Below are 23,826 nucleotides of genomic sequence, written 5' to 3' on the forward strand. Positions count from 1 at the left end.
GTAAAACAGGAAAATTGAAATGAAACCCTCATTCCGAAGGTTTCACAGAAATTAGTAACTTTGTTTTATTCTTTACTAATGGAAAATGTAGGAAGGAAAAAACCAATGTCTCTGCCATTGGAAGGATCTGGTTGGTTTGGTCCAGGAGTTGGAAGAACCCATTGTTCTAGATACCTTCCATTGGTAACAATAAAGTTTGTATTTAAATAATAATCATAAAATTCATTTAGTTTATAATCAAATTTTATAAAATCGATGGGAGAAAACTTAGCAGATGGAAATCCTTGTTCTGTTTGGTAGACAAAATTATTCAAAGCAAACATATTTAAAACCAAAGTTTCTCGATTTCCTTCTGGTAAATTCAAAACAATAATTCCATCCTCTGTATATCGATCCATTGCATACTCATTGTCTAAATACTCAAAATCGAGGCGATCAGTATATGGGGCACCTAAATAATCCCAAAAACTGTTCCCTATTGGATCTGCTAGTTCGGCAGCTTCCGTACTGGCATTTCTATGAATTTGCGGATGATAATTTCTAAGAACGTTTAAAGCTAAATAACCTGTTGTGGCAGAGATAGAAAAATCAACACTATTTACCTTTTCAATGCCATCATCAAAAGGATAAGCCATAACTAAATTTCTTTTCCCATATTGAGGGTCAGATTTTCCCAATTCCGATTCATACCACATACTATAAACCAAATGTTTGTTATGTTTGTTTTCCAATTTCGAATCGTCTAATTGACATTTTATGGAACCAATACGAAGTCCAATCCGATCATATTTTCCATCTTTCCAAGCATAAGCATTGGCGTTGTCAAAACCTCCAATTCCAAAGATAGTTTTTCCAGAATCAAGCGGATAAGAAACTTTCATCCGACCACCACTTAGGTTATCAATCCACTTTCCATCATAAACAACTACCGCAGCATTAGCGATGCGTTCTTGGCCTGGAGAAACCAATCCCTTTTCCCATAAAAAGATAGAATGAACCTCAATCCTTGCTTTCGTACAACCAACTGAATGAGTTAATTTACCATCGTTTAAAAAACGATTTGGTAATGATTGATTTCCCAGCCCAGACTTTGCATTTTGAAATAAAAACTGTGGGTTTTGGGGATCCACAATGCGAAAGGAAATATTCTTTTGAGAAAGAAACAATGAACCTAAAATAAATAAATCTGTGAGATCATTTTTTTTGGAAGGACCACAAAACAATGTACTCAGCAGTAAAAAGAATATCAAAAAAACTTTCATAAGGATTTCCCCAATTTTTAGCATAGTGTTGATTTAACAGTTGCAATGTGTCCTTTCAAAAGCTAAAAACAATGATTTTCTGAACCGGCCATTCAATTTATTTCAAAAATACCGTTAAAAACGTTTTAAAATTGCTCCAAAAACAGAATGAACGTTCTAAGAAAAAATGGCCAAGAATTTCCCTGTAAACAAAGGCAAAAATTGGCCCTGGAGGATACAACCGATTTCAAATATCAGAATTCTCTAATACGATTGCAATCCCTTGCCCTCCACCGATACAAAGAGAAGCCACACCAAAACGCAAATTTTTTCTTCGCAACTCATAGGCAAGAGTGAGTATGACACGTGTTCCGCTAGCACCGAGCGGATGTCCAATGGCAATGGCTCCTCCATTCAAATTCGTTTTTTCTGGGTTTAATTTTAACGCCCGCATCACAGCCAAAGTTTGGGCGGCATATGCTTCATTGATTTCAAACAAATCTACTTCATCCATTTGAACTCCAGCATTTGCCAATGCTTTTGGAATAGCAAAAACAGGACCAAGGCCCATCATTTTAGGGTCACAACCTACATTCGCATATCCTAATATTTTTGCTAATGGTTTTAGACTTTTCTTTTGAGTCCATTTCTCCGAAGCAATGAGAAGAGATGCTGCACCATCATTGATCCCTGACGAATTCCCTGCAGTGACACTCCCTTCTTTTAAAAAAGCACTAGGTAGTTTCTTGAGTTGTTCAACACAGGACACTCCTCGGATCTGTTCATCCTTTTGGATGACAATTGCATTTTTCCCTTTACTAATCACGGGTATTATTTCTTCAGATAATATTCCTGACTCTGTTGCCTTTTCTGCGCGGACTTGAGATATACCCGCCCAATCATCCTGATCCAATCTAGAAATTTGAAACTGTTTTGCAATGTTCTCAGCAGTCTCTCCCATTGTTAAATCAACAAAACAATCAGTTAAACTTTGCGCTAAACGATCTTCGAGTATTGTATCTCCATACTTATTTCCCCACCTAACATTTTTTACAACAAAAGGAGCATTACTCATGGACTCGGTTCCACCAACAAGTAATAGATCGTTTTCGCGAGAAAGAATTTTACGAGCACCAATGATAATAGTTTCCATTCCAGATCCGCAAAGACGATTAACAGTAAGTGCACTCGAGTTTTCTTTTAACCCTGACCTAAGTCCAATATGCCTTGCCAAATAGGCAGAATCCCTATCATCTTGGATTACGTTCCCATAAATAGATTCTTCAATTTCTTCAGGATCCAATCCTGTTTTACGAATTGTTTCTTTTGCCGAAATGACCCCGAGCTCTGAAGAACTATAATCTTTTAATCCACCACCAAATTTTCCAAACGGAGTTCTGACTCCATCTAATATCACTACCATTGTTTTCTCCTAACATAGTGCATATACACTATTTATTAATCAGTTTTTGCTAAACACAAACCCTTCTATTTATCCGTTTCAAAACCAACCTGCAGAACAGGAAGATCTCTTAGTTCGGTTAGACTATTTAAGGTTTGTTTGAACGCAGATTTCCCCAACTCATCAATCATTGTTTTTTGCGCCAACCTCCAAAGTTCAATCGCTTGTGTCAATTTGGTCTCCCCCTTTTTTGTTAGAGTGAGACTCCTTACATTACCAATTTCTTTTTTTTCTACATTGATTAGACCGTCTCGATTCAAAATTTCTAAACTTCTCTGCAGCGTAGTTCGATCGATGTCAGTAAGACGAGAAAGATCGGTAATGCTGAGATCTTTTCCATATTCAATCCCGGCAAGTACGGTGAATTGTGTGATCCGAAGTCCAGATGGTTTTAACATTGAATCATAATAACTCGTAACGAGCCGAGTTGTCCTTCGGAGGCTTAAATTCAAACAAGACAATCCAATTTGTTTTAAATCTTCATGAGAGTATTTCATTTCAAACCACCTAAGTAGCAAGTATAGTGTATATACACTATTTTGTCAACAAAATGGCAAAACTCTTTTTTTTAAACTCACTCCTGCAAAATAGAGTCAAAAGTTTCCTTTCCGGGCTTTAGAGTTTCTTTTTTCGTATCACCCATTCAGCAAAAATAAAATTAATGAACCAACCGGCACCCATCATTAAATCTCGAGGAATTCCGGAAGGTTCTCCACTCACAAAGACAAACCATGGTAAGTGAGTGAACACTTGGGTTCCGGCTCCCATACCAATCGCATAACCACGAATCATCCAATGACTATGTTTCAAAATATTTCTTTTTAAAATAAAAAGGAATCCAACGGATATACAAGCGGTCATCCAAATGCCTACTACCAGACGAATTCCATACAACCAGTCACCATCCGTCGGAACACGAGGGTATGTTAGTGTTAACCATAAACCGGACAATGCAGAAATAAGTCCCACGAAAACCAAAAATCTTCCCGACATTCGATGCCATTGGATATTTTGTTTCCGAAACCCAGGTGAAAACTGGAAGGCACCAAGAACACCAAAAAAAATAACGCCAACTATATGAACAAAAACAGGGATTGGGTCATTGAAGAATCTTTGGTTATCGGCCGTTATATTTCCACCAGTGGTTAATTGTAGTAACCGAAAGATTCCAGCGAGTGTAGGAACCAAACTCAAGATCAAAAGAGAACCGATGATGAAATAATCTTTCTTAGAATATGATGCCATAATGTCCGTAAACTTATTTCCTAGACAAAACAAGAGCAGGCAACCAAAAAAGAATTAATAAATTTCCTTTTTGTTTGGAACAACTACATATGATTTTACGAAAAAAGACTCCGGCAAATAGACACAAACGTCCCGCTAATGATGAGATTTAACAATCATCACCATCATACGCAGATTAATCCAAAAAAAACGAAACATCTGCCAAGGTAAAAACGTTCGAAAGAATTTTGTTTTTCCATTGGGAACGGCAGTGAAATCACCTTGTTCATATGATGAGTGTAATTCTTGTTTTTCTAATAAAACCAATTCTACCATTTCATTTGTTTTCATAAATACCTCCAATCATTCAGGGATCAACCACCAACCCGGTTTACATTTTGCCTTGTACATAAACATATAATGCAAAATCATTTTGATCCAATGACCCGCAAGACCAATCTCACCTGTTGTGTATGTGAGCGACCTACCCCACTTAGGATATTCTTTATAATCAGGTACGATAGGATACACTGTCATTGAAACTGCTGTCCCTGAAAAAATACCATTCCCGGCAGAAGCAATACAAGCAGCTCCCATCTGAGCCATGGAAGCTCGGTGTTTCAATTCTTTTGTTTTGGTTTTGATTTGATGGCTGATGTTTTGTGCCACCACTTTACCCATAATGGCCGAAGGCATTCCCGTTCTTGGAGGAGTTGGCGAAATTTGAATTCCTTCTTCATTTTTCATTACTTTTGAAATAGGATGTGGCGGTGCAAAAGCAATTCCCACTCCAAAAAGATTCGAATACAAAGGAGACTGGTAGGTACTTGGCCAATCTTTTGCATCCCATTTCTCATATGGTTTTGGATCGTAGTTTGCATCTACCTTCATCATTCCATTAGCAGCAAACAATTTTGAAGTTATATCTTCTCCCGAATTTCCAAAAGCCTTTAATCCAACCCCACTAAAAGGTGGAATCAACATCGAAAAATCAAAATGTACAAAAGCATTTTCTCCGTCTAAAGTAGTATAATATATTTTATTAGATTCAATTTTTGTAACATGAGCTCTTGTTTTCCATTGGATTCCTCTTTCGGTAAACAATGATTCTGCGAATATTTTACTACTTGTCACGTATCCACCTTGTTCTAAGTGCATACCACCCATTCCAAAATCACCTAACTCATATTCATTGGAAATCCACAAGATCTTCGCATTTTCCCGTACACCCTCCTTCCTAAGTTCATGGTCTACATTAAATAGATATTCAAATGCGGCACCTTGGCAGGTACACATTCCATGCCCTGTCCCAAACACAAAATTAAACTTTTCTCCTTTCTTCATTCTTTGGATGAGAGTTTGAAGTTTCTGATTTGCTTCTTCTGCATGTGAATAAGTACAAACTGAAACAGTATTTCCTTCCTCTGGACCAAGACCTGGTGTTGCAGAAAAATTAAGTTTCGGACCGGTGGCATTGATACAATAATCATAAGAAATACGACCTATTTGCCCCTTTGTTTCCGGTGCCGTTGATTCGTATTCAATAAACGCTTCTTTAGAATCAGAAGAACCTTCTGGAAAAAGATGAAGTGCTTTGGCTTGGACGAACTGAATCTTCATCTTATCATAAATTGGTTTTAATCCAAATGTTACTTCCTTGGGAACCATGGCGCCCACACCTACCCAAATATTGGAAGGAATCCAGTTCCAATTGGCGTTAGGCGAAATCACCACAACCTCATGTTTTTTGCCCAAACTCTTCTTGAGTAAAGTTGCCGCTGTATGACCAGAAATCCCGGCGCCTAAAATCACTATTCTCATATTTATATACCAATACCCCTATATGTATATTAGGAATTTAAAAAAGCAACCTTATCTTTGTTTTTTAGTTCGTTTCGATTTTTTTTTGCTGAACACAGTTTAGAAAATTGGATTAGAAGATCAAAGGCAGGATGGAATAGAAGGTCCAAAAAAATAGAATGATTCTATTTCACAAAAGAAATCAAAACAAACAGAGCATAGGTGCAACCAGCCAGGTGGTACATTAGTTTTGCATACCCCGGCACAGCGAGTTTGCCTGTCCGAACTAAATTGATCCAAACCATTGACGTTGCGATAGAAATTAAAAACCAAACAAATGAATGACCATACCTAACGAGAAAAAAAAGAAAACCTAACCTTTTATTTCCCAAACCTTCTGGCCAAACATAGAACCAAAGAACGGCGAAGAAAATACTAAATGAAAGACAGATAAAAAAGAAAAAATGGATCCAATGTTTTTTTAAATGCAATGTCATCACAAGATTTATTTTTTTCCCAACCTCAACTTTACTTCATACAAAATTTCTTGATACGCAGTTGTTCCCAATTGGTATTCAATCTCTGATTTACCTTTTCCGGTGATGAACTCTTCAAAACTCCAGTCATAACGATTTGGATCTTTTCCTGAATCAAACCAATCCTTAAAGATGACTCCATCATTCTCTAGTATAACTTCTACTAGGTGGTAAGGTTCGGTGTTTTGCCAATAACGTTTTTCAGTCATGAATTTTGATTTCCTAAAATTTGAATGAGATAAATGACAAATGATTTATACTTGATTCTCTAGTAAGATAGAACAATCAAAACAAATTCAATCTAATGTAGTTCAATATAGATTGCACTGCAAAAAGAAAAAAAAATCTGAGTGATGAATGATCTATTTGATCTCATAATTCAGCTACAAAATCAAAAAAAAGCAACCATATAGAATAGAATTACCTTGCAATTTTCGTCTCTAAAAATATCAATCACCACAACAAGAAGGACAAAACCGGATGATTATATTTCAATGCCCCACTGCAGTCACAGAATACCTCGAAGATAAAAAGATCGTTGTTCTTACACAAACTGGGAAAAACACTGGGGCCAATTTAAAAGAAAGTTTAGACAAAGGTGTTGAGGCTCTCATCCAAAATAAAGCTGTCAAATGGCTATCAGACAATCGCAACATGGGAACACATACGGCAGAAGACGTAGAATGGTTAAACAACGATTGGACTCCGCGTGCTATCAAAGCTGGTTGGAAAAAATGGGCGCTTGTACAACCGCAGTCAGCTTTATCTGCAATGTCAGAAAAAAACCTAGTCGATTTTTTTGCTTCTAATGGAATTGAAGTTAAGATCTTTGAAACTCCAGAAGAAGGATTCAAATGGTTGGAGTCAGTTTAGATTCCAAGAATGAAATTTAATAAAACCACTCAATACACTGTTTTATCAATTGTTTTGGTAACCATCCAGCTTTTGTCCGTTTTGTATGCCCTATTTGGCCAGAAGGATTTTAGCTGGACTTTGGTGATCCTGCAATCGGTTGGATTTGTTTTTTCAGTCATTATGTTATCTTTTGTACTGAGGCAATTAAACCAGTATAAACAACAATTTTCCGCTATCAAACGCATTTTGATCAATGCGATTAAGGGCAGTTTATACATTGATCCTACTGTTAAGTCAAAATTAAAAAAGACAAACGAAGTTGATTCAATTTTACTTTCTTTATTTGAATTATTACATATTTTCCAGGATATCATCACCCTCCTAAAAGATGCAACCGGAGGACTCTCTGCATCGGTAGACAATGCGAAGTTAGCAGATGATTCATTTCATTCTAGTTTGATTCGGCAAAAAGATTATTCGCAAAACTTAGATTTAACAGTCCGTAAAATGACAGACAATATGACAAACATTGAAAATGCTTCCACAAACAACTATGCAACTCTAATCAGAGTTTCAGAAAGTATCCGTGTACTTTCTGAACATATCAATGAGTCAGAAAAAAACAGTAACCTGTCAAAAAATTTAACCTTTGGCATTTCGGAAAAAATCAAACAAGGAAACAAAGCAATGGAAGAAATGGCGAAGGTCATTGAGAACATTGCCGTCAGTTCTGGAAAAATTGAGGGGATGGTCATCGTCATCAAGGAAATTTCCGAACGAGTGAATCTTTTGGCATTAAATGCATCGATTGAAGCTGCAAGAGCTGGTGAATACGGCAGTGGTTTCGCAGTTGTCGCTCAGGAAGTTTCAAAACTAGCAACACAAACTTCCAATAGTATCAAAGAAATTGACAATAACGTCAAACGAAACAAAGAAGAAGTGACACTCAATCGTCAAAAAATTAACGAAACAAATCAGCTATACAAAGAGATCATTGGTGAGGTTAAACAGATTTTTGAAAAGATTGATTTCATCTCCGAATCAGCAAACAATCAAATGCAGATCAAAGAAAAATTGATTTTTGAATCCGAACAACTTTCAAGGATGTTAGCAGAGATAAAAGAAAACATTGCTGACCAAAACAACTCACAGAAACTCATTTCCGATGTTGCCCAAGCAATGGATTCAAGTGTGAAAGCTACATTTTCCGAAGGCGAGAATCTATCCAAACTTTTAGAAAAAATCAGATCTACAACCAATGATATTGGTGGTGTGATTCTTTTATTTAAGTAAAAGCAGTTCATCACCGAACTTCGTTCTCAAAACTTCATTTGGATTTATTGCATTACTTTCTAAAATATTCTATATTTTAAAAAATAATTTATCCTCTTTCGAAAACTTCTGGTACCGAAAGCTCTATTGTAATAAAAATTATCATAAATTTTATTACAATTACCACTTCACTGAAGTTATATTTTCTGATTGCTTATATTCTAATTTTGTGTTGCTCTTCTCTTTTGCATTTTTTGTCGCCATAACAGGAAAGAGAGATGGATTCAGAAGAACAAAAGCCCAATACTCCTTCTCACAATATCGCAAACCATGGATTTGATTTTCACTGCATTTTCCAATCTCTACCTGATCTTTATATGCTCCTCGACTTAGATTTTCATATCATCGATATCAGTGATGCCTATGCGAAAGCAACTCTCATCAAACGAGAAAATGTAATCGGACATAATATTTTTGAAGTTTTCCCGGATAATCCAAATGATGAATTTGCAGATGGGGTTAAACAACTCAAGTTTTCCTTGATGCAGGTACTAAACTATAAAGTCGCAAGTACTATGACATTACAAAAGTATGATATTCGAAAACCTGATGAACATGGTTTTGAAGTCAGGTATTGGAGTCCGAGAAATTTGCCTGTTTTAGATAAAGAAGGAAATTTAATTTGTATTGTTCATAGAGTAGAAGATGTGACCGAATTTGTTCATCTAAAAGAACAAAAACTAGAAAAGTCAGATATTACAGAAGAAATGCAAGAAAAGATTGTTAAAATGGAAGCGGAGGTTTATACACGGGCCAAAGAAGTTATCGAAAAAAATGAAGCTCTCTTGAATAGCGAACAAAACTTATCAATCACCTTAAGTTCGATAGGTGATGCAGTGATTACAACAGATGAACATGGGATTGTAAATCGTTTGAATCCAGTTGCAGAAGAACTAACAGGTTGGAAGGAAAAAGAAGCTATAGGTCATCCTGTGTCTGAAATTCTAAAATTGATCCATGCACAATCTAATTTAGAAAAAGTAATCCCTGTCTTAGAAGTTCTAACAACAGGAAAACCGAAAAGAGACAACCAGGATTCCGTCTTAATACATCGTGACGGGCGAAAAATTAATATTTCGAACAACTGTACACCAATACGTAACAGAACCGGCAAAGTAATTGGATCCATTTTAGTTTTTCGCGATATTTCAGAGGAGTTTGCTGCAAAAGCAGTTTTAGAAAAAGCAAAAGAAAATGCTGAGTTAGCAAACAAAGCAAAAGACTCTTTCCTTGCTACCATGAGTCATGAAATCAGAACCCCTCTCAGTGCACTCATTGGAATGTTAGAACTCCTTTCTGAAACCTCTTTGAATCAGGACCAAAAACATATGGTAAAAAATACACTCGACTCAGGGAGCAGTTTGCTTCGCATTTTGAGTGATATCCTAGATTGGTCAAAAATTGAAGATGGAAAATTAGAATTATCGCTCCAACCAACATCGATTAAGCGACTTCTTTCAGAAGTTATAAGAACTTATTCTCATATTGCCAGCTCAAAAGGATTAAAATTGTCTTTTACAATTGATGAGAATATCTCCAATGCTCACTTAGTAGATCCTTTACGATTGTCACAAATCCTAAATAATTTTGTAAGCAATGGAATAAAATTCACTCCCAAAGGAAACATCTTAGTTTCAGCAGTATTATTGAAAAACCTATCCCATGCACAACAAATCAGGTTCTCTGTCACAGATACAGGAATTGGTCTCAGCAAAAAAGACCAATCTAGATTATTCCAAACATACACACAAGCAACAGCAGATACAGCTAGATTATATGGAGGCACAGGACTCGGTCTTGCGATTTGCCGAAGATTAGCAGATTTATTAGATGGAGAAATCACAATTGAAAGTACGCCAAATGTCGGATCTACATTTAGCTTCATCTTATCTCTTCCTTCGCTCAAAATAGATTTGGATGACCTAGAATCGTTTAATGCAGAAGAAAATAGTTCATTGCCAATTTTAGGAAGTGAATCCCATATTCCAAGAATTCTTGCAGTCGATGATCACTCTGTAAATTTAGAACTTCTGATTCGCCAGTTAGAATCATTCGGACTCCAAGCTGATGGAGCAGAAGACGGAGAAAAAGCGATCAAACTATGGTTAAAAAATAAATATGATTTGATTATTACCGATTGTCACATGCCGGTAAAAGACGGTTATACCTTAACGAAAGAAATCAGAAATTTTGAAAGTTCGAACTATCAAAAGAAAATTCCGATCATCGCTTACACTGCCAATGTACTAAGTGAAGAAAACGAACATTGTCTTTCTGTTGGTATGGATGATGTGTTGATCAAACCAGCTCGATTAAACAACCTAAAACAAACTCTTCTAAAATGGATACCGTCAATTACAAACCCGATCAAAATGAACTCATCGGATACACTCATTGGCGCTGAGACTCCTATCGACCTCACCGAACTCTCTAACATTGTTTCAGACAAACATGCACAAATTGCTGTTCTTAAAAAATTCAAAAATCATCACCGAAAGGATTTTAAAAAATTGATTGATCAATTACAAAATACAAACTTTGAAGAAGCAATTCAGTTGGCCCACCGCCTAAAAGGTTCAAGTCAAGTTGCAGGTGCGAAGGATCTGGTAAAAAGTTATTTAAGAATTGAGTCTTTAATTAAAGAAAACGAAATAGATAAAGCATTAAAAGAGATAGAAATAATGAAAGAAGATGTTTTAAGCATCGAATCTTTCATCGACATGCTATGAATTCATATAACTTTACCAAGGTGATATTATGGCTACAAATGATTTAAATTTCTTAGTAATTGAAGATGATGATTTCCAAAGGGAAGTTATAGTCGACATCTTAGCACGTTTGGGAGCAATGCACGTTACAGAAGCACGAACAGGGAACGAAGCACTTAAAATTTTAAACGAAACAGTCCCTAGTCCAATCGATATCATCCTTTGTGATTTAAATATGCCGGAAATGGATGGAATGGAATTTCTTCGCCACATTGGAACCTCTCATTCTTCCGTTGCAACAATCATCATGAGTGCACTCGACGGAGCTTTGATTGAATCAGTTCGAAAAATGGCAAGTGCGTATGGTATAAATTTACTAGGAGCGATTGAAAAACCGATCACTCCGGCTCATTTGGAACCCCTATTTTCTTTATACAATGCTCGCGACTTCAAACAAGGTAAGACACCAAATCAAGGATCACGTTTTACGTTAGGGGAAATTTTAGAAGGTTTGACAAATGGAGATTTTGAACCTTTTTTCCAACCAAAGATACAACTAGCAACAGGTAAGCTAATTGGTGCGGAAGCACTAGCAAGATGGGTACATCCCCTACATGGTGTCATTGCACCTTATGCTTTCATTGATTTATTAGAAAAAACGGGTAATATAGATATACTTACATTCGTTATGTTAGAAAAATCAGCCAAAGCTTGTCAGTTCCTTCATTCTCAAGGATTTAAGATTTCTATTTCCATCAATTTATCACTCACCTCTTTGACTGATACGAAACTTGCCGATAAAATCACTCGTATTGTCTTAGAAGCAGGAATAGATCCTAAATATATAATTCTTGAAATCACAGAAACAGCGGCAATGACAGAGATGGCTCCGGCCCTTGAAAATTTAGCACGCCTTCGAATGAAAGGATTTGGATTGTCTATCGATGATTATGGCACAGGTTATTCCAGTATGCAACAAATCGCAAGAATTGCATTTACGGAACTAAAGATTGACCAGTCGTTTGTCCGTGAAATGACAACAAGTAATGTCTCCAAAGTGCTCATCAACTCAAGTATTGACATGGCAACAAAATTACAAATGAAATCAACAGCAGAAGGTATTGAAACGAAAACAGATTGGGAACAACTGCAAAGTATGAATTGTGATTTAGGACAAGGTTATTACATTGCGAAACCAATGAATTTCAATGATTTTCTAAATTTCTGTAATCAAAGTATTGGAGTGAGATAAGATTTTGTTATTTTGTATCATCTATTCATTCGTTTGAAGATGAATCTATTTACAACGTTTTGACATAAAAAAAGATAAGTTTATATACAGTTATCTTTTGGATTGGAGTCAAATCATGCCTACAAACATTGAATTAGAAACGTTGGAAGCCGTAAAAAACTATTATGGAAAAATTCTCCAAACAAATAAAGATTTAAAAACTTCGGCTTGCTGTAGTATTGAATCCATTCCATCCAACTACTTGCCTCTCATTGGAAAAATACATCCGATAGTGAAAGAAAAATTCTATGGATGTGGATCTCCTTTTCCACAAGCACTAACAGGTAGAAAGATATTGGATTTAGGATGCGGAACAGGCAGGGATGTTTATTTATTATCACAACTAGTAGGTGAGACCGGTTCTGTCGTTGGAATTGATATGACAAAAGAACAACTGGATGTTGCCAGTTCCTACTTGGAATACCATAGAGAACAATTTGGTTACAATAAATCAAATGTCTCTTTTGTTTCAGGTTATATCGAAAACCTAAAAGCATGTGGTATCGAAGACAACTCGATCGATTTAATCGTTTCAAACTGCGTAACCAATTTATCGCCTAACAAAAAAATGGTTTTTTCTGAAATATTCCGAGTTTTAAAGCCGGGAGGGGAATTGTATTTTTCCGATGTATTTTCTGACCAGAGGATCCCGGAGAATCTAAAACAAGATCCAATATTACTTGGTGAATGTTTGGCGGGAGCACTTTATACCGAAGATTTTAGAAGACTACTTTCCACACTGGGAATTCATGATTTCCGTATCGTCTCACAATCCAAAATTAATTTAATCAATCCTGATATTGAGAAAAAAATAGGGAATATCAACTTCTATTCAATCACATTTAGGGCATTCAAAATTCCTCTGGAAGATCGTTGTGAAGATTATGGACAAGTGGCATATTACCAAGGTACGATCGATGGAAATCCACATAATTTTTTGTTAGATGATCATCATAATTTTATTACGGGAAAACCAATGTTAGTTTGTGGAAATACGGCTGATATGATTTCGACAACCCATTATAAGGATCACTTTCGTATCATTGGAGATAAATCAAAACATTATGGTCTATTTGATTGTGGCCCTAGTGCAGTCATTACTTCTCAAGGCGAAAGTGGGATAGGAGCCTGTTGTTAACTGATAGGGAGAGATTACTTCTTGTATGATAAACTGCATAGGGTGCAAACCCTATGCAAAAAAGTGAATTTACTTTTTCTTTCCAGCTGCTTTTTCAATAACAGGAGTTCCTTCCACGTAAACACAGTTTAGAACTATCCAAACACCGTGTTTTCCTTTGATGGTTACGTCTTTTAATCCCGTAGCACCAGGAGCTTTGCTCAAAGCATCACGAGTAGCAGCTGCGATACTTTGGTCATACCAAGTATTTAAAATAGTGAAACCACACTCGCTTCCTTCAACGGTTCCAGTACCAACAACTTCTAAATTAGTAGGAGCTTCTAAAGAAACTTCTTTAAAATTGCCAACTTTATAGGAGCAACTTACAGCAAATGCAATTGCGAAAAATGCCAACCATTTCATATTCATATCTTTTCCTAACCTATTATTTCAGCTTTCTCATTTGAGCACAAGAGGAACCAAACTTTGTATCCCATTTTAAACCAACATTTTGGTTTTTGACATTCCCTCTCGCTTTTGCATCCGCCAATACATCATCATAAATCCCTACGATGATCGTAGCACATTTTTCACCTAAAACAGTTTCCGATAATTCTGCTGAATCATTTTCTGCCGGAACTAAGTATCCTACTTTTCCCGCAGTGACACAATTTGACAGAAAAACGATAATTCCAAAAAGGAATATTTTTTTCATTTTTGTTCTCCTTAATTCGGTTATATGGGGTAAAGATCAGGATTGTGTAAAGAAAATAAAAAAGCGATTTTGCTTTTAATGTTCGAAAACTTCGATCGCAAAACAATAGGATGGGCGAGAAAAAGTAAATAAATGTTAAGCTGTTGGTATTCAATTCGAATACTCACAAATTGTTTTTTTTTCTTAACCTCACCAAAGATCGACTATTGACTGTGAGACGATGTTTCATTTCCCTAAAAAGACAGGCGATGCTTATAAAAATTACATTTTGCTCATTTTATGTTTTTTATAATACATTTATAATATTAAGAAATCGCAATTTTCCTATTTACTTTTTTTTAAATACAATATAACCTCGCATATACTATGAAACCAGTATTTTTAATAACGATCTTCCTTTGCCTATCCACATGCAAAAAGAAAGACTCTTCAAATACAGATGAGATTCTCCTCGGGTTATTCCTACTTCAACCCACAGATCTTATTTTAGAACTTGGTTATCCTGGATCACAGAACCAAATTAAAAACTCGGACCTCGTAGGAAAAACATCTGGAATCACAGTAAAGGTGGGAGGTGTGACGGCTACCAATGTTTCGGCAGCATCTTCTGATACAATTCAGTTCACTATGCCCACCATTCCAGGAGTATCTGAAAATGCAGCAGTGGATTTTATTGTTGAAAAAGATGGTGCTACCGTTTATACCACCAAGGTTCGCTACAGACCTCTACTTAGTTGGACTATCAACGAGCCACATGCAATCTATCGACCCATTGATGGAAGAGACAACAAAAGTTTTTTCCAAATCACTGCAACAACGGCAACTCATGTATTTAATACGTTCGGCCACAACCTATCTGATTTGGATATTTATTATTTCACAAGCTTAAACGGAACACCAATTCCATTCGCAAATAAAAGAAGGGATGGAGCTGAGTTTAATAGAGTGGCACTAAATGCTGGAACAGTCTATGTCATGGTTCAACATATTAGTGGCTTCGGTGGATCATATAATTTACAAATTGCAAATAGTGGAGTGGCTGCAACTTCTTCAGCAAAATTAACTTATAGCGGGTGGACGTTTAATCTTTGTTATGATACAATGGGAACAGGCCCAATCACAGCGAACAACTGTGATACACAGATGTCAGTATATAACCCAACCAGAACTGGACGTTGTACTTATCCTGGAGACCAAGGTTTAACAACCAGAAACTATTATGCTGAGGGTGGATTTGCGAACCAAACAACAAACCAAACCGGATGTCTCAATCCCGGTGGCGGATCCTCAAACGAAGCAGAAGCTATTTTTATTGCAGATTAGATCTGATGGCCTTCTGGGAACCAAAGAAAATAGGTTCCCAGTTTTGATTCTATTTTGACTTACTTAGGTATTTTTCGCAAATTTCTTTGTTCTTCGGAGATTTGCTCTTTTTTGACTCCGTCCTTAAATTTTCCATCGGGGGAAATTTTTCCTTTTGAAGACTCCATTGTTTTTTCTGCAAAGTCAAGAAACTCTCGTTCTTTTACCAGGGTTCTCACTTTAGCTGAAGTCGCATTTGGATCGACTCCGTAGTATTTATTAACATAAGACTTGATTACTGACTGTCTTACCAATCGATGTTGAGTCGAACTAGACAATTGGTTCTCTAAACTCACCTTTGCTTCTGATGACTCAAATTCGGCAAGAGCATTCACTGCATTTACTTTCACATAAACTCGAACAGGACTATTTTCAATGATCTCTTTTAAATAAGGAACCGGGTTTGGGTCAACGGCAGTAGCCAATTTTTTTAAATCCACATCACCAGGGTGTCGACTCAAAGACAAACTAACAATAAGTTGATCCAGTTTTTCTTGGTCTAAAGGCTCAGAAAATACTGGTAAAACAAAAATAGAAACTGAAACAAAAACTAATAAAAATACTCGATTCATAAATTTAATACGCAAGTGGGTTTCTTCTAATAATCCAACCCTGCTCTCCTGTAAGTTGATTTTGATTTGTCACTCCATCGCTGGCCCAAAACATCATGTTATACCCGCTGGCATCTATGATTCCAGTTCCTAAACACTCCTGTGGGGCAATGATACCATCGTTGACTAGGAAACTTGCTCGGGCAGTGCCACAATACGGAGTTTCAATCAGCGGATCCCGAGTATAGTTTAACCCAGATGTGCTCGTAGAACCAGCACTTTCAGAAGTGTGAAAAAGTCCAAGAAAGTGACCCGCTTCATGCGCCATTGTATTCCCAACAAATGTTAGATCCGAATTTGAAAGCGAACTCCCTGCACTTCCAGATGTCCGGTGTGGTTCGATAAAAACTGTCATGGCCGATGCCTTGGTACCAGTAAAACCGGGAAGCCCAGGAATTCCTCCAGCTATTCCAAGAAGACCACCTTGCCCTGTTGCTTCACTAGCAATATAAATATTCAAGGCCTTGGGATCCTGTAAAGAAGCAGTAGTTGTATACAGGCGAAGAAGCCCACCAGTTAAAGATGTGTCCTCTGAAGAAACATCTGAAATCTCATTAAATTCTGGATCCGATGAGGTCTTTAACGAAAAAACAAGTGTAACATTGACAGTGTTTTGCGCATAGAGCATTTTGAAACGGTCAAGTGCTGGCTTAATTGCTTCTAAAGTTTTCGTTTGATACGAATTATTCAGAAAGATAACATTTACATTTATTTTTTTTGTCGTGGACCAAGTTTTAGAAAGTCCATTGGTAGAGCTGGAGAGATTCTCTGTTGAAAAAAATCTTTCATCATCTGTAGCTGGTTTACAACCGATTGTTTGTTTAAACTGAAAACTTGTGCCAACTGGACCATTCAAATCTAAAAACCAATTACTTGCTGTTGCAATACTAACATAAGGTGCACCACCAGCAAGGTAGTGAAATGAATTTGATCCATAGCCAATCATTGATGTCGCATGTTGACCTGCTAAAATTCCCTCTCTATTACTGAAATTAGTCCCCGAAAAATTATAAAAGTAATAATGCACAGGTCGAAAATCTGCACCAGTAAAACTATGACTTTGTTCTATATAGAAGATGGCACTAGGATTAGAGGGGCCGGCAGAAAATGACTGTGGACTCGAATAATAGAGTGATTTTCCCGCTCCATAATAATCTGCAACGGGACCATTGTTAGCTGCGATTGTTTTTTGCGTAGTGAGCATACAAGGCCCGGAAGCTGAATCTGCTGATCCGGCTGCTATACCAGCAGCACCAAGAAGCATCAATAGTGCTGACGAATCGCCACCACCACCACCTCCGCAAGAGATTAGAAAACTTAAAAACATAGAAACAAAAGAAAGTTTCAAGTTCGACATTGGAATTCCCATAAATTTACTTCTTAACACGATTCTGGTATAGTCACCATAGGTTATGGTGGATAATTAAAAAGACTGTATTATTGGCTTTTCATTCAATCGATATTCTGTCTTGTGAATCAAAAAAGACAGAAATACCGTTAAAAACGTTGTAAAACATGCAAAAAAACGTTTTGAACGTTTTCAGGACTATTTTCGGTCCATCGCCTTTTCTAAAAATTGGTTTAATGGATAAATGTTACGATAGGATTTTAAAGTTTCGCTTAAAAATTGATCGGAAGTTAATTCAGAATTTTTTATTTTTTTAGCAACAGCAAAGCCTTTGTATTTTAAGAGCTCAATCAGAGGATGATCTTTTGCAAATCCTTTGGGAGCTGTCTTTAATTTTTCTGCATAAAACTCCGTTCCAAAATCTTTAACAAATTTGCGATCATCTAAAATAGATTTTAACGTTTTTGTATCACTGATCATTCGTTCTCTTATTTTATGTAACGATTTTGGATCAGGTCCATAACAGCCACCACCAACTAACGAATGATCAGGTTCTATGTGCAGGTAATAACCGGTGCCATCAATTTTCTGATTCCCACCTCTCAAAAATATCCCAATATGAGTTTTATAAGGACTTTTGTCTTTTGAAAAACGAACATCTTTGTAGATACGAAAGATACATGATTTTGGATCCACTCCTTGGACACTTTTGTCAAACTTTTCGATTCCAGCCAAAAGATATCCCGCCATTAATACCAATTCATTCTGAATGGCAACATAACGATCTTTGTTTTCAAGAAACCAATTTCTGTTGTTATTCAATTTTAACTCAGACAAAAAACTTAAAATACTTTTACTAATCTTCACGCCAGATCAATTCCCTTATGATTGTTATAACATTGATTCTAGTCATTGCTCTAAAATTTCAAATAAAAGAACAATCAGATAAAAACAATAGTTTATCCCATTGAATTCAGAGGCCCCCGCTTCAACGAAAAAAGAATGGATGGCAGGTACATTCGCATTTGTAAAATGAAAAATGACAACCTATTTCGATAAATTCAAATAAAACTCTGGATTTTCTATCAAACTCTGTTCCTTTATATTTCCGAGGTTATCAAAATGAATTTTATTTTTTCCAATATCAAATGGATTATGATTGGTTCTGGTATCATTACCTGTTCCATGATTCTTTCCGCATTACACCCGACACTCGGGCTCACGTTGACATTTGGTGACACATTGAATGGAGATTTAGCAAATATCATTGTTCGTAACTGGGGAGCCCTCATTGCACTGACCGGTGGTATGTTGGTTTATGGTGCCTACAATGAACCAAACCGAAATTTAATTCTTGTGGTTTCCTCCATTAGCAAAAGTACATTTGTTTTGCTCAATTTGATTTATGGACAATCTTACTTTGCGAAGTCTGGTATTGCCCTTGTGTTTGATTCGGTCCTAGTGATTATTTTTGTTTCTTATCTTTGGGTTCAAAATTCGAAAAAGTAAAATAGAAACCTATTGATTTCCCTATCAGACTAAAAAAAACTTCGAATAGACGAATATTCTTACTAAAGAAATATCCGTTAGTCGTTCGTTAAAAACGAATAACGGTTTTCTAATATTTATTATTTTCAATAAATTAATGTTTTCATTCCTTCGACTAACATTCAAATAAGGACCAAATTTAAATATTATCCGCTATATGATAAAACAGTATGTAATTTGGCTCTGCATAATATTAAAAAATAAGGCTAAAGGAAATTTGGTAAATAATTGAGCAACTGGATTCGCTACCCTCTAAAATTGTCGTAGCAAATCAAATTACAAACGTTAGTTTTTTCAGAAAAAATTAATTTATTTCCAAAAAAATGCCATCTCTGAATGGGACGATTGTTATAAAAAGCACCATAAGGAAAATTAATTAAATCTGGGAGAAGCAACGCTTCCAGAAGGAGAACCAATTGTTAAAACGATCAACCAACAAAATTAAGGTCAGTAAACTGTGTATATACACCATAATCCCAATGATGTTACTCGCATTGTTCCATTGCGGTGCAAATGACAAAAAAGAGAACTCGTCCGAGGATTTTAATGCAATTCTATTGGGCTTTGCTATGGCAACAGATGAAAATTTACCAGAGCCAGCAATCAATACAGTAAATATTATCGTAGGAGAAACAAAGTATACAAAGTCGCTTGGTGTTTGCCGTGGAAATTTGAACGTTAATGGGCAAGATGACATATCAATTGCTCCGAGTGATTTGTCCTTACCAAGTTTCTATTTACATAAAGTAGATTTTACAACAAAGACAAATGTGACCCTAACGGCAATTGGATCTTCCTTTAATTTGAATATTGATATGCCAAGCGGTGGCGGTTATGATCCAGCCACTACCTGCGAAGCAAAAATAATTGAAAACAGCGCGACAACCTATGACATTCAGGCTAAAAAATGTTCTGTAGATAAAATCGCTGTGGCAGTAGACCCTCCAACGAATACTATTTCTTTTCGAGCTCGCTGTACAAAAGGACTCTAGGAAGATAAACATACCAAACATCACGATACACTTGTGGTGTTTGGTCTTTAAAATAAAACCAAATGTATTTCTGACTTAAGTCAGTAGCCTAGATCATTAAACAAAGCCAACTTAAGTCAGAAATATTTAGATCAAAAATTTTTATGGATTCATAGATACTTTTTTAGTTTTACAGATCTCCGCATAACGAAGACTACTTTTACGGATTTTCCGATTCATATTGTTATAATCCACTTCGACAAGGCCAAACTTTGGTCCATACCCATCGTTCCATTCAAGATTGTCCAAAAATGACCAGTAATAATACCGTTCGACAGACACACCTTCATCTAACAACCGACGAATCTCTGCTAAATGGTCATAAATATACTTTTCTCTTTTTTCATCTTTCTCGTCGGGAATCCCATTCTCCGTAATATAGATGGGGAGTTTGTACTCATCCCAAATCCGATGGCAAACTTTAGAAAGTCCTTCTGGATAAATCTCCCAACCCAAATCATTTTTACGAGAATCAGGACACTGAGGATCCACCAATGGTACTGCAAATAAATTTCCTGGGTTGTAACTCGCTTTAAAAAGATGGCGTGAATAATAATTGATCCCAATAAAATCGCAAAATATACCTTTACCTTCTGGATGACCAAATCCAATGGGGAAAGATAACTTTCCTTCCACAAAACCCTTTGTTTGGATTTCGTGAAAAAGATAATCGCTTAGGAAACAACCAAGACGTGCCAAAGGATGAGAAGTTAAAGGTGAAAAAACAGCCAGGTGATGCGCAAAACCAACCTTAGTTGGATTAGCAAAACCAGATTCCTTTCGAATTTTATGAATGAGTTGGTAAGACTTCAGGTGAGCAAGGATAAGCCGACGGGTTACTTTTAAATATGCGGGGATATCTCCGTAACTTCCTGGAGGATATTTTCCATCCACATAACTATCATTAGCAAAAACATTTGGTTCGTTGATTGTACACCACTCCGAAACAAGATCACCAAACTGCTTAACAGAAAATTCAACAAAGTTTAGGAATTCCTTCACCGCATCTTTTCCCAACCATCCTCCCTTTTTCTGAAACCATTCCGGGCAAGAAAAATGATGAAGAGTGACAAGAGGTTTGATACCCGCTTCCAAAAGGAGTCGAAACTCATCACGATAATGGGCCACTGCCTCCATCGACCATTCCCCTTCGGAGGATTCGATCCGACTCCATTCAATACTCATTCGATAACATTCTTGATTGAGATTTGATAAAAGTTTTACATCTTCCACATAACGGGCGTAATGATCTGCACCAGTAAAACTTGACTCTCCTTTCCCTACTTTGCCAGCCAATGACCAATGATACCAATTGTTATGAATATCCCCACCTTCAATCTGTGTCGCTGCCGTTGCAGAACCCAATAAAAAATTTTCTGGAAGTTCAAAACTTTTAGACATTCCCTTCTCCTTCCCAACGTTTAGTTTCAAATCCATCATTCATTCTATATGTTTTTTACCATAGTCTCTTCCATTTTTGCCTGGAACAAAAGGAAACCTAAAGTAGCAATGACTCCTCCAAAAAATATAAATAACTCTGGCCCAAATCCTTTTGTTTCCCAATTGGTTCCGGCAATGAACAAATAGATGACAGGAGCAATGTATTGGTTGATAAACAAACCTGCAAAGGTCAATTGGTTGGCAAGCCCACCCTTTAAAAATTTCCAAAGAAACAAGTTTGGATTCGATAAAACCGTAGATACAGTTAGAGTTGCCATAAATACCATTTCGAGTGGCGAAATCCCTACTCGTGGATCCATCGACATACTTAGGTAAGTTGGATTTTGAAAGATATGACCGATCAAACTAATGCCACCAGGAACAAGTGCTAGGTGAATCAAAATATCATCCAAAATCCAAATACTTTTTGGAGTTTTACGCAAATACAAAAGAATTTCATAAAAACTAAAGAACACAAGACCAATGGAAGTAAAAATAGAAGTCATCACCAAACTTGACTTAGGATTGATATGGACCGCCGGGGCCGATACCAACATCAAAATAGAAGAAATATTCCCACCACCAACAATCATTAAAAAAGCAAGATTGGCTGTGAAAGGCCAAAGATGAAAATGTCTCGTGGAAAGCCGCAATCCGACAATCACAAGTAGCGAAATGGCTGTAAAAATTGACAATACAGGTCCATCGGTTCGGTAAAACAAAGGAAAACTTAAAATCCAAGCACCTAACACAACCAATGTCCCTATTAAAATCGTTATATCAAGAATCTCGGCCCAGGCTGCAAAACGTTTTTCCATACAGTTCTCCTACTCTTCTAAACTGCATAGATTGGTCTTGGTTTTTCTAGTTTTGCAATTCAAATTTTTATTAAAGAATCTTTTGCACAAAAGAAGGGAAAGATTTGTATTTCTTTCCTAACAATTCCATCGTTGAAAAACGTTTAGGTGGTCTATGACAGCAAAGAAAAAGGTTCCGAAAACTCCTTCAAAAAAAACAATCCCTGCTCCCGTTCTCACTGAATCCGGAAGGATGGTAGCTTATAGCGATGCTATTTTTTCTATCGCTCTCACTCTCATGGCTTTAGAAATCAAAATCCCCCATCCTGAAGAAATTGGTGGGAGCAGTTTACTCTTTGCTCTTTTGGAAAGATGGCCAAGTTTTTTAAGTTTTTTTATTAGCTTTATGATCATCACTGTGGTCTGGACAAACCATCATACTATCTTTCGTCATGTAAAATATGTTGATCATAACTTAATGATCTTAAATAACCTGCTTTTGTTAAACGTAATTTTTATCCCGTTTTGTTCTGAAATGCTCGGCGAATACATGTTACAAGATGATACAAACGCAAAATTTGCTGTCTTTCTTTATGGAGCCTGGATTGCCATCGGAGGGATCCCGTTCAACCTCGTTTGGAGGTATGGAGTCAAAAAGAAAGAACTACTAAGTCCCGAATCCGATCCAATCGAAATCCAAAAAATCACTTCGCATTTTATCAAGGGCCCTTATATATACGCCTTCGTCACCATATTATCTTTTTTGAATATATGGCTTAGTATCATTGGATTCGGAATTCTCATTTTATTTTTTCTAGTTCCTACGGCTTGGTTACTTCGAAAGAAATAGAAAGGTTTGTAAGTGGGCGTTCCCCATGGATTGGTGTTCGATATTCTTTAAGTTTCTCTTGCCAAGAAAGGCGATATAGTAAATACTGGTAATTGATTCATAACATTATCGCTGATTTAACCACTAGAGTAGTCCCCCACTTTCTTGCATTCTGATCTCTTTCTTAAGTTTTCCCCTGCATTTTCGTTGAGTTTTTACCCGATCTCCCACAAGGGTTAGTTGTATTTAAATTTTCAATTTTGATGAATCAAAAATAAAATTTTTGAGGACATCACATGTCAGTAAACATATACGTAGGTAACCTTTCTTATGAAATGACGGAAGGAAAGTTAAATGAACTTTTTTCCGCACACGGCGCAGTCACTTCTGCTAAAATCATTATGGACCAGTATTCTGGAAATTCTAAAGGTTTCGGTTTTATCGAAATGAAAGAACGTAACGATGCTGATAAAGCAATTAGCGATTTGAATGGAAAAAACATTCTAAACCGTGAGATGAAAGTAAACATCGCAAAACCTAAAACAAACAACTGGAACTAAGTTCCAAATAACTTTTTGA

25 protein-coding genes are annotated in these 23,826 nt (G+C 36.5%); 10 read left to right on the forward strand and 15 right to left on the reverse strand.

The genetic code is table 11. The features are described 5' to 3' along the window. Positions 1-65: 65 nt before the first annotated feature. The 8 genes from EHQ47_RS13350 to EHQ47_RS13385 all read right to left on the reverse strand — a co-directional run bounded on the left by EHQ47_RS13350 (position 66) and on the right by EHQ47_RS13385 (position 6,472). Positions 66-1,262 (reverse strand): hypothetical protein, encoded by a 1,197-nt coding sequence (locus tag EHQ47_RS13350; RefSeq protein ID WP_135777340.1) that lies wholly within the window; start codon positions 1,260-1,262, stop codon positions 66-68. 226 nt (positions 1,263-1,488) lie between these two features. Continuing rightward, positions 1,489-2,664 carry a thiolase family protein gene (locus tag EHQ47_RS13355; protein WP_135777341.1) on the reverse strand — a complete coding sequence of 392 codons (1,176 nt, stop codon included), beginning with the start codon at positions 2,662-2,664 and terminating at the stop codon, positions 1,489-1,491. Positions 2,665-2,729: 65 nt separating this feature from the next. After that, positions 2,730-3,200: a MarR family winged helix-turn-helix transcriptional regulator gene (locus EHQ47_RS13360; RefSeq protein ID WP_135748437.1), complete on the reverse strand. Its 471-nt coding sequence runs from the start codon at positions 3,198-3,200 to the stop codon at positions 2,730-2,732. Positions 3,201-3,318: 118 nt separating this feature from the next. Then, on the reverse strand, positions 3,319-3,948 hold the full coding sequence (locus EHQ47_RS13365; protein ID WP_135748438.1) for a DUF2306 domain-containing protein: 630 nt from the start codon (positions 3,946-3,948) through the stop codon (positions 3,319-3,321). A 135-nt stretch (positions 3,949-4,083) separates the two neighbouring features. Further along, entirely contained in the window at positions 4,084-4,278 is a 195-nt protein-coding gene (locus EHQ47_RS13370) for a hypothetical protein (protein WP_135748439.1), read from the reverse strand. Positions 4,279-4,290: 12 nt separating this feature from the next. Further along, positions 4,291-5,748: an NAD(P)/FAD-dependent oxidoreductase gene (locus tag EHQ47_RS13375; RefSeq protein WP_135748440.1), complete on the reverse strand. Its 1,458-nt coding sequence runs from the start codon at positions 5,746-5,748 to the stop codon at positions 4,291-4,293. A gap of 164 nt (positions 5,749-5,912) precedes the next feature. Continuing rightward, positions 5,913-6,224 (reverse strand): hypothetical protein, encoded by a 312-nt coding sequence (locus EHQ47_RS13380; RefSeq protein WP_135748441.1) that lies wholly within the window; start codon positions 6,222-6,224, stop codon positions 5,913-5,915. 8 nt (positions 6,225-6,232) lie between these two features. Then, positions 6,233-6,472 (reverse strand): hypothetical protein, encoded by a 240-nt coding sequence (locus EHQ47_RS13385; RefSeq protein WP_135748442.1) that lies wholly within the window; start codon positions 6,470-6,472, stop codon positions 6,233-6,235. Positions 6,473-6,743: 271 nt separating this feature from the next. Here EHQ47_RS13385 and EHQ47_RS13390 point away from each other — a divergent pair, with 271 nt between their 5' ends. The 5 genes from EHQ47_RS13390 (at position 6,744) to EHQ47_RS13410 (ending at position 13,587) form a co-directional block, all read left to right on the forward strand. Continuing rightward, positions 6,744-7,136, forward strand: coding sequence for an STAS/SEC14 domain-containing protein (locus tag EHQ47_RS13390; RefSeq protein WP_135748443.1), 393 nt, complete (start codon positions 6,744-6,746; stop codon positions 7,134-7,136). Between the two features lie 9 nt (positions 7,137-7,145). Further along, positions 7,146-8,411 (forward strand): methyl-accepting chemotaxis protein, encoded by a 1,266-nt coding sequence (locus EHQ47_RS13395; protein ID WP_135748444.1) that lies wholly within the window; start codon positions 7,146-7,148, stop codon positions 8,409-8,411. A gap of 257 nt (positions 8,412-8,668) precedes the next feature. Continuing rightward, positions 8,669-11,179: an ATP-binding protein gene (locus EHQ47_RS13400; RefSeq protein WP_135777342.1), complete on the forward strand. Its 2,511-nt coding sequence runs from the start codon at positions 8,669-8,671 to the stop codon at positions 11,177-11,179. Positions 11,180-11,207: 28 nt separating this feature from the next. Beyond that, a complete protein-coding gene (locus EHQ47_RS13405; protein WP_135777343.1) occupies positions 11,208-12,410 on the forward strand; it encodes an EAL domain-containing response regulator in 1,203 nt (400 codons plus the stop codon). A 115-nt stretch (positions 12,411-12,525) separates the two neighbouring features. Next, the gene (locus tag EHQ47_RS13410; protein WP_135777344.1) at positions 12,526-13,587 is read left to right on the forward strand and encodes a methyltransferase domain-containing protein; all 1,062 of its coding nucleotides are present in this window, start codon (positions 12,526-12,528) and stop codon (positions 13,585-13,587) included. 69 nt (positions 13,588-13,656) lie between these two features. Here EHQ47_RS13410 and EHQ47_RS13415 read toward each other — a convergent pair whose 3' ends face one another. Both EHQ47_RS13415 and EHQ47_RS13420 read right to left on the reverse strand, forming a co-directional pair. Next, positions 13,657-13,989, reverse strand: coding sequence for a hypothetical protein (locus EHQ47_RS13415; RefSeq protein WP_135777345.1), 333 nt, complete (start codon positions 13,987-13,989; stop codon positions 13,657-13,659). 22 nt (positions 13,990-14,011) lie between these two features. Continuing rightward, complete coding sequence (locus EHQ47_RS13420) at positions 14,012-14,281, reverse strand: hypothetical protein (protein WP_135748448.1); 270 nt, start codon at positions 14,279-14,281, stop codon at positions 14,012-14,014. A 366-nt stretch (positions 14,282-14,647) separates the two neighbouring features. On the opposite strand from EHQ47_RS13420, the gene EHQ47_RS13425 reads away from it, so the two are divergent. Further along, positions 14,648-15,604, forward strand: coding sequence for a hypothetical protein (locus tag EHQ47_RS13425; RefSeq protein WP_135777346.1), 957 nt, complete (start codon positions 14,648-14,650; stop codon positions 15,602-15,604). 59 nt (positions 15,605-15,663) lie between these two features. Here EHQ47_RS13425 and EHQ47_RS13430 read toward each other — a convergent pair whose 3' ends face one another. From EHQ47_RS13430 to EHQ47_RS13440, 3 genes are all read right to left on the reverse strand, one after another. Then, a complete protein-coding gene (locus EHQ47_RS13430; protein WP_167483291.1) occupies positions 15,664-16,230 on the reverse strand; it encodes a hypothetical protein in 567 nt (188 codons plus the stop codon). Continuing rightward, a complete protein-coding gene (locus tag EHQ47_RS13435) occupies positions 16,220-17,611 on the reverse strand; it encodes a hypothetical protein (protein ID WP_135777348.1) in 1,392 nt (463 codons plus the stop codon). Before EHQ47_RS13435 ends, EHQ47_RS13430 begins: the two co-directional genes overlap by 11 nt. 189 nt (positions 17,612-17,800) lie before the next feature. Continuing rightward, complete coding sequence (locus EHQ47_RS13440) at positions 17,801-18,469, reverse strand: DUF2461 domain-containing protein (RefSeq protein WP_135748452.1); 669 nt, start codon at positions 18,467-18,469, stop codon at positions 17,801-17,803. Positions 18,470-18,724: 255 nt separating this feature from the next. Here EHQ47_RS13440 and EHQ47_RS13445 point away from each other — a divergent pair, with 255 nt between their 5' ends. Both EHQ47_RS13445 and EHQ47_RS13450 read left to right on the forward strand, forming a co-directional pair. Then, entirely contained in the window at positions 18,725-19,111 is a 387-nt protein-coding gene (locus EHQ47_RS13445) for a hypothetical protein (RefSeq protein ID WP_135777349.1), read from the forward strand. A gap of 455 nt (positions 19,112-19,566) precedes the next feature. Next, positions 19,567-20,142, forward strand: a complete 576-nt coding sequence (locus EHQ47_RS13450; protein ID WP_167483292.1) for a hypothetical protein — start codon at positions 19,567-19,569, stop codon at positions 20,140-20,142. 141 nt (positions 20,143-20,283) lie between these two features. Here EHQ47_RS13450 and EHQ47_RS13455 read toward each other — a convergent pair whose 3' ends face one another. Together EHQ47_RS13455 and EHQ47_RS13460 are read right to left on the reverse strand one after the other, a co-directional pair. Next, positions 20,284-21,582 (reverse strand): glycoside hydrolase family 1 protein, encoded by a 1,299-nt coding sequence (locus EHQ47_RS13455; protein WP_135777351.1) that lies wholly within the window; start codon positions 21,580-21,582, stop codon positions 20,284-20,286. A 44-nt stretch (positions 21,583-21,626) separates the two neighbouring features. Continuing rightward, positions 21,627-22,439: a hypothetical protein gene (locus tag EHQ47_RS13460; RefSeq protein ID WP_135777352.1), complete on the reverse strand. Its 813-nt coding sequence runs from the start codon at positions 22,437-22,439 to the stop codon at positions 21,627-21,629. A gap of 154 nt (positions 22,440-22,593) precedes the next feature. Here EHQ47_RS13460 and EHQ47_RS13465 point away from each other — a divergent pair, with 154 nt between their 5' ends. Together EHQ47_RS13465 and EHQ47_RS13470 are read left to right on the forward strand one after the other, a co-directional pair. Continuing rightward, positions 22,594-23,268, forward strand: a complete 675-nt coding sequence (locus EHQ47_RS13465) for a TMEM175 family protein (protein ID WP_135747717.1) — start codon at positions 22,594-22,596, stop codon at positions 23,266-23,268. 275 nt (positions 23,269-23,543) lie between these two features. After that, positions 23,544-23,807: an RNA recognition motif domain-containing protein gene (locus EHQ47_RS13470; RefSeq protein ID WP_135747718.1), complete on the forward strand. Its 264-nt coding sequence runs from the start codon at positions 23,544-23,546 to the stop codon at positions 23,805-23,807. Positions 23,808-23,826: the final 19 nt, after the last annotated feature.

The organism is Leptospira bourretii, from assembly GCF_004770145.1.
GTDB classification, from domain to species: domain Bacteria; phylum Spirochaetota; class Leptospiria; order Leptospirales; family Leptospiraceae; genus Leptospira_A; species Leptospira_A bourretii.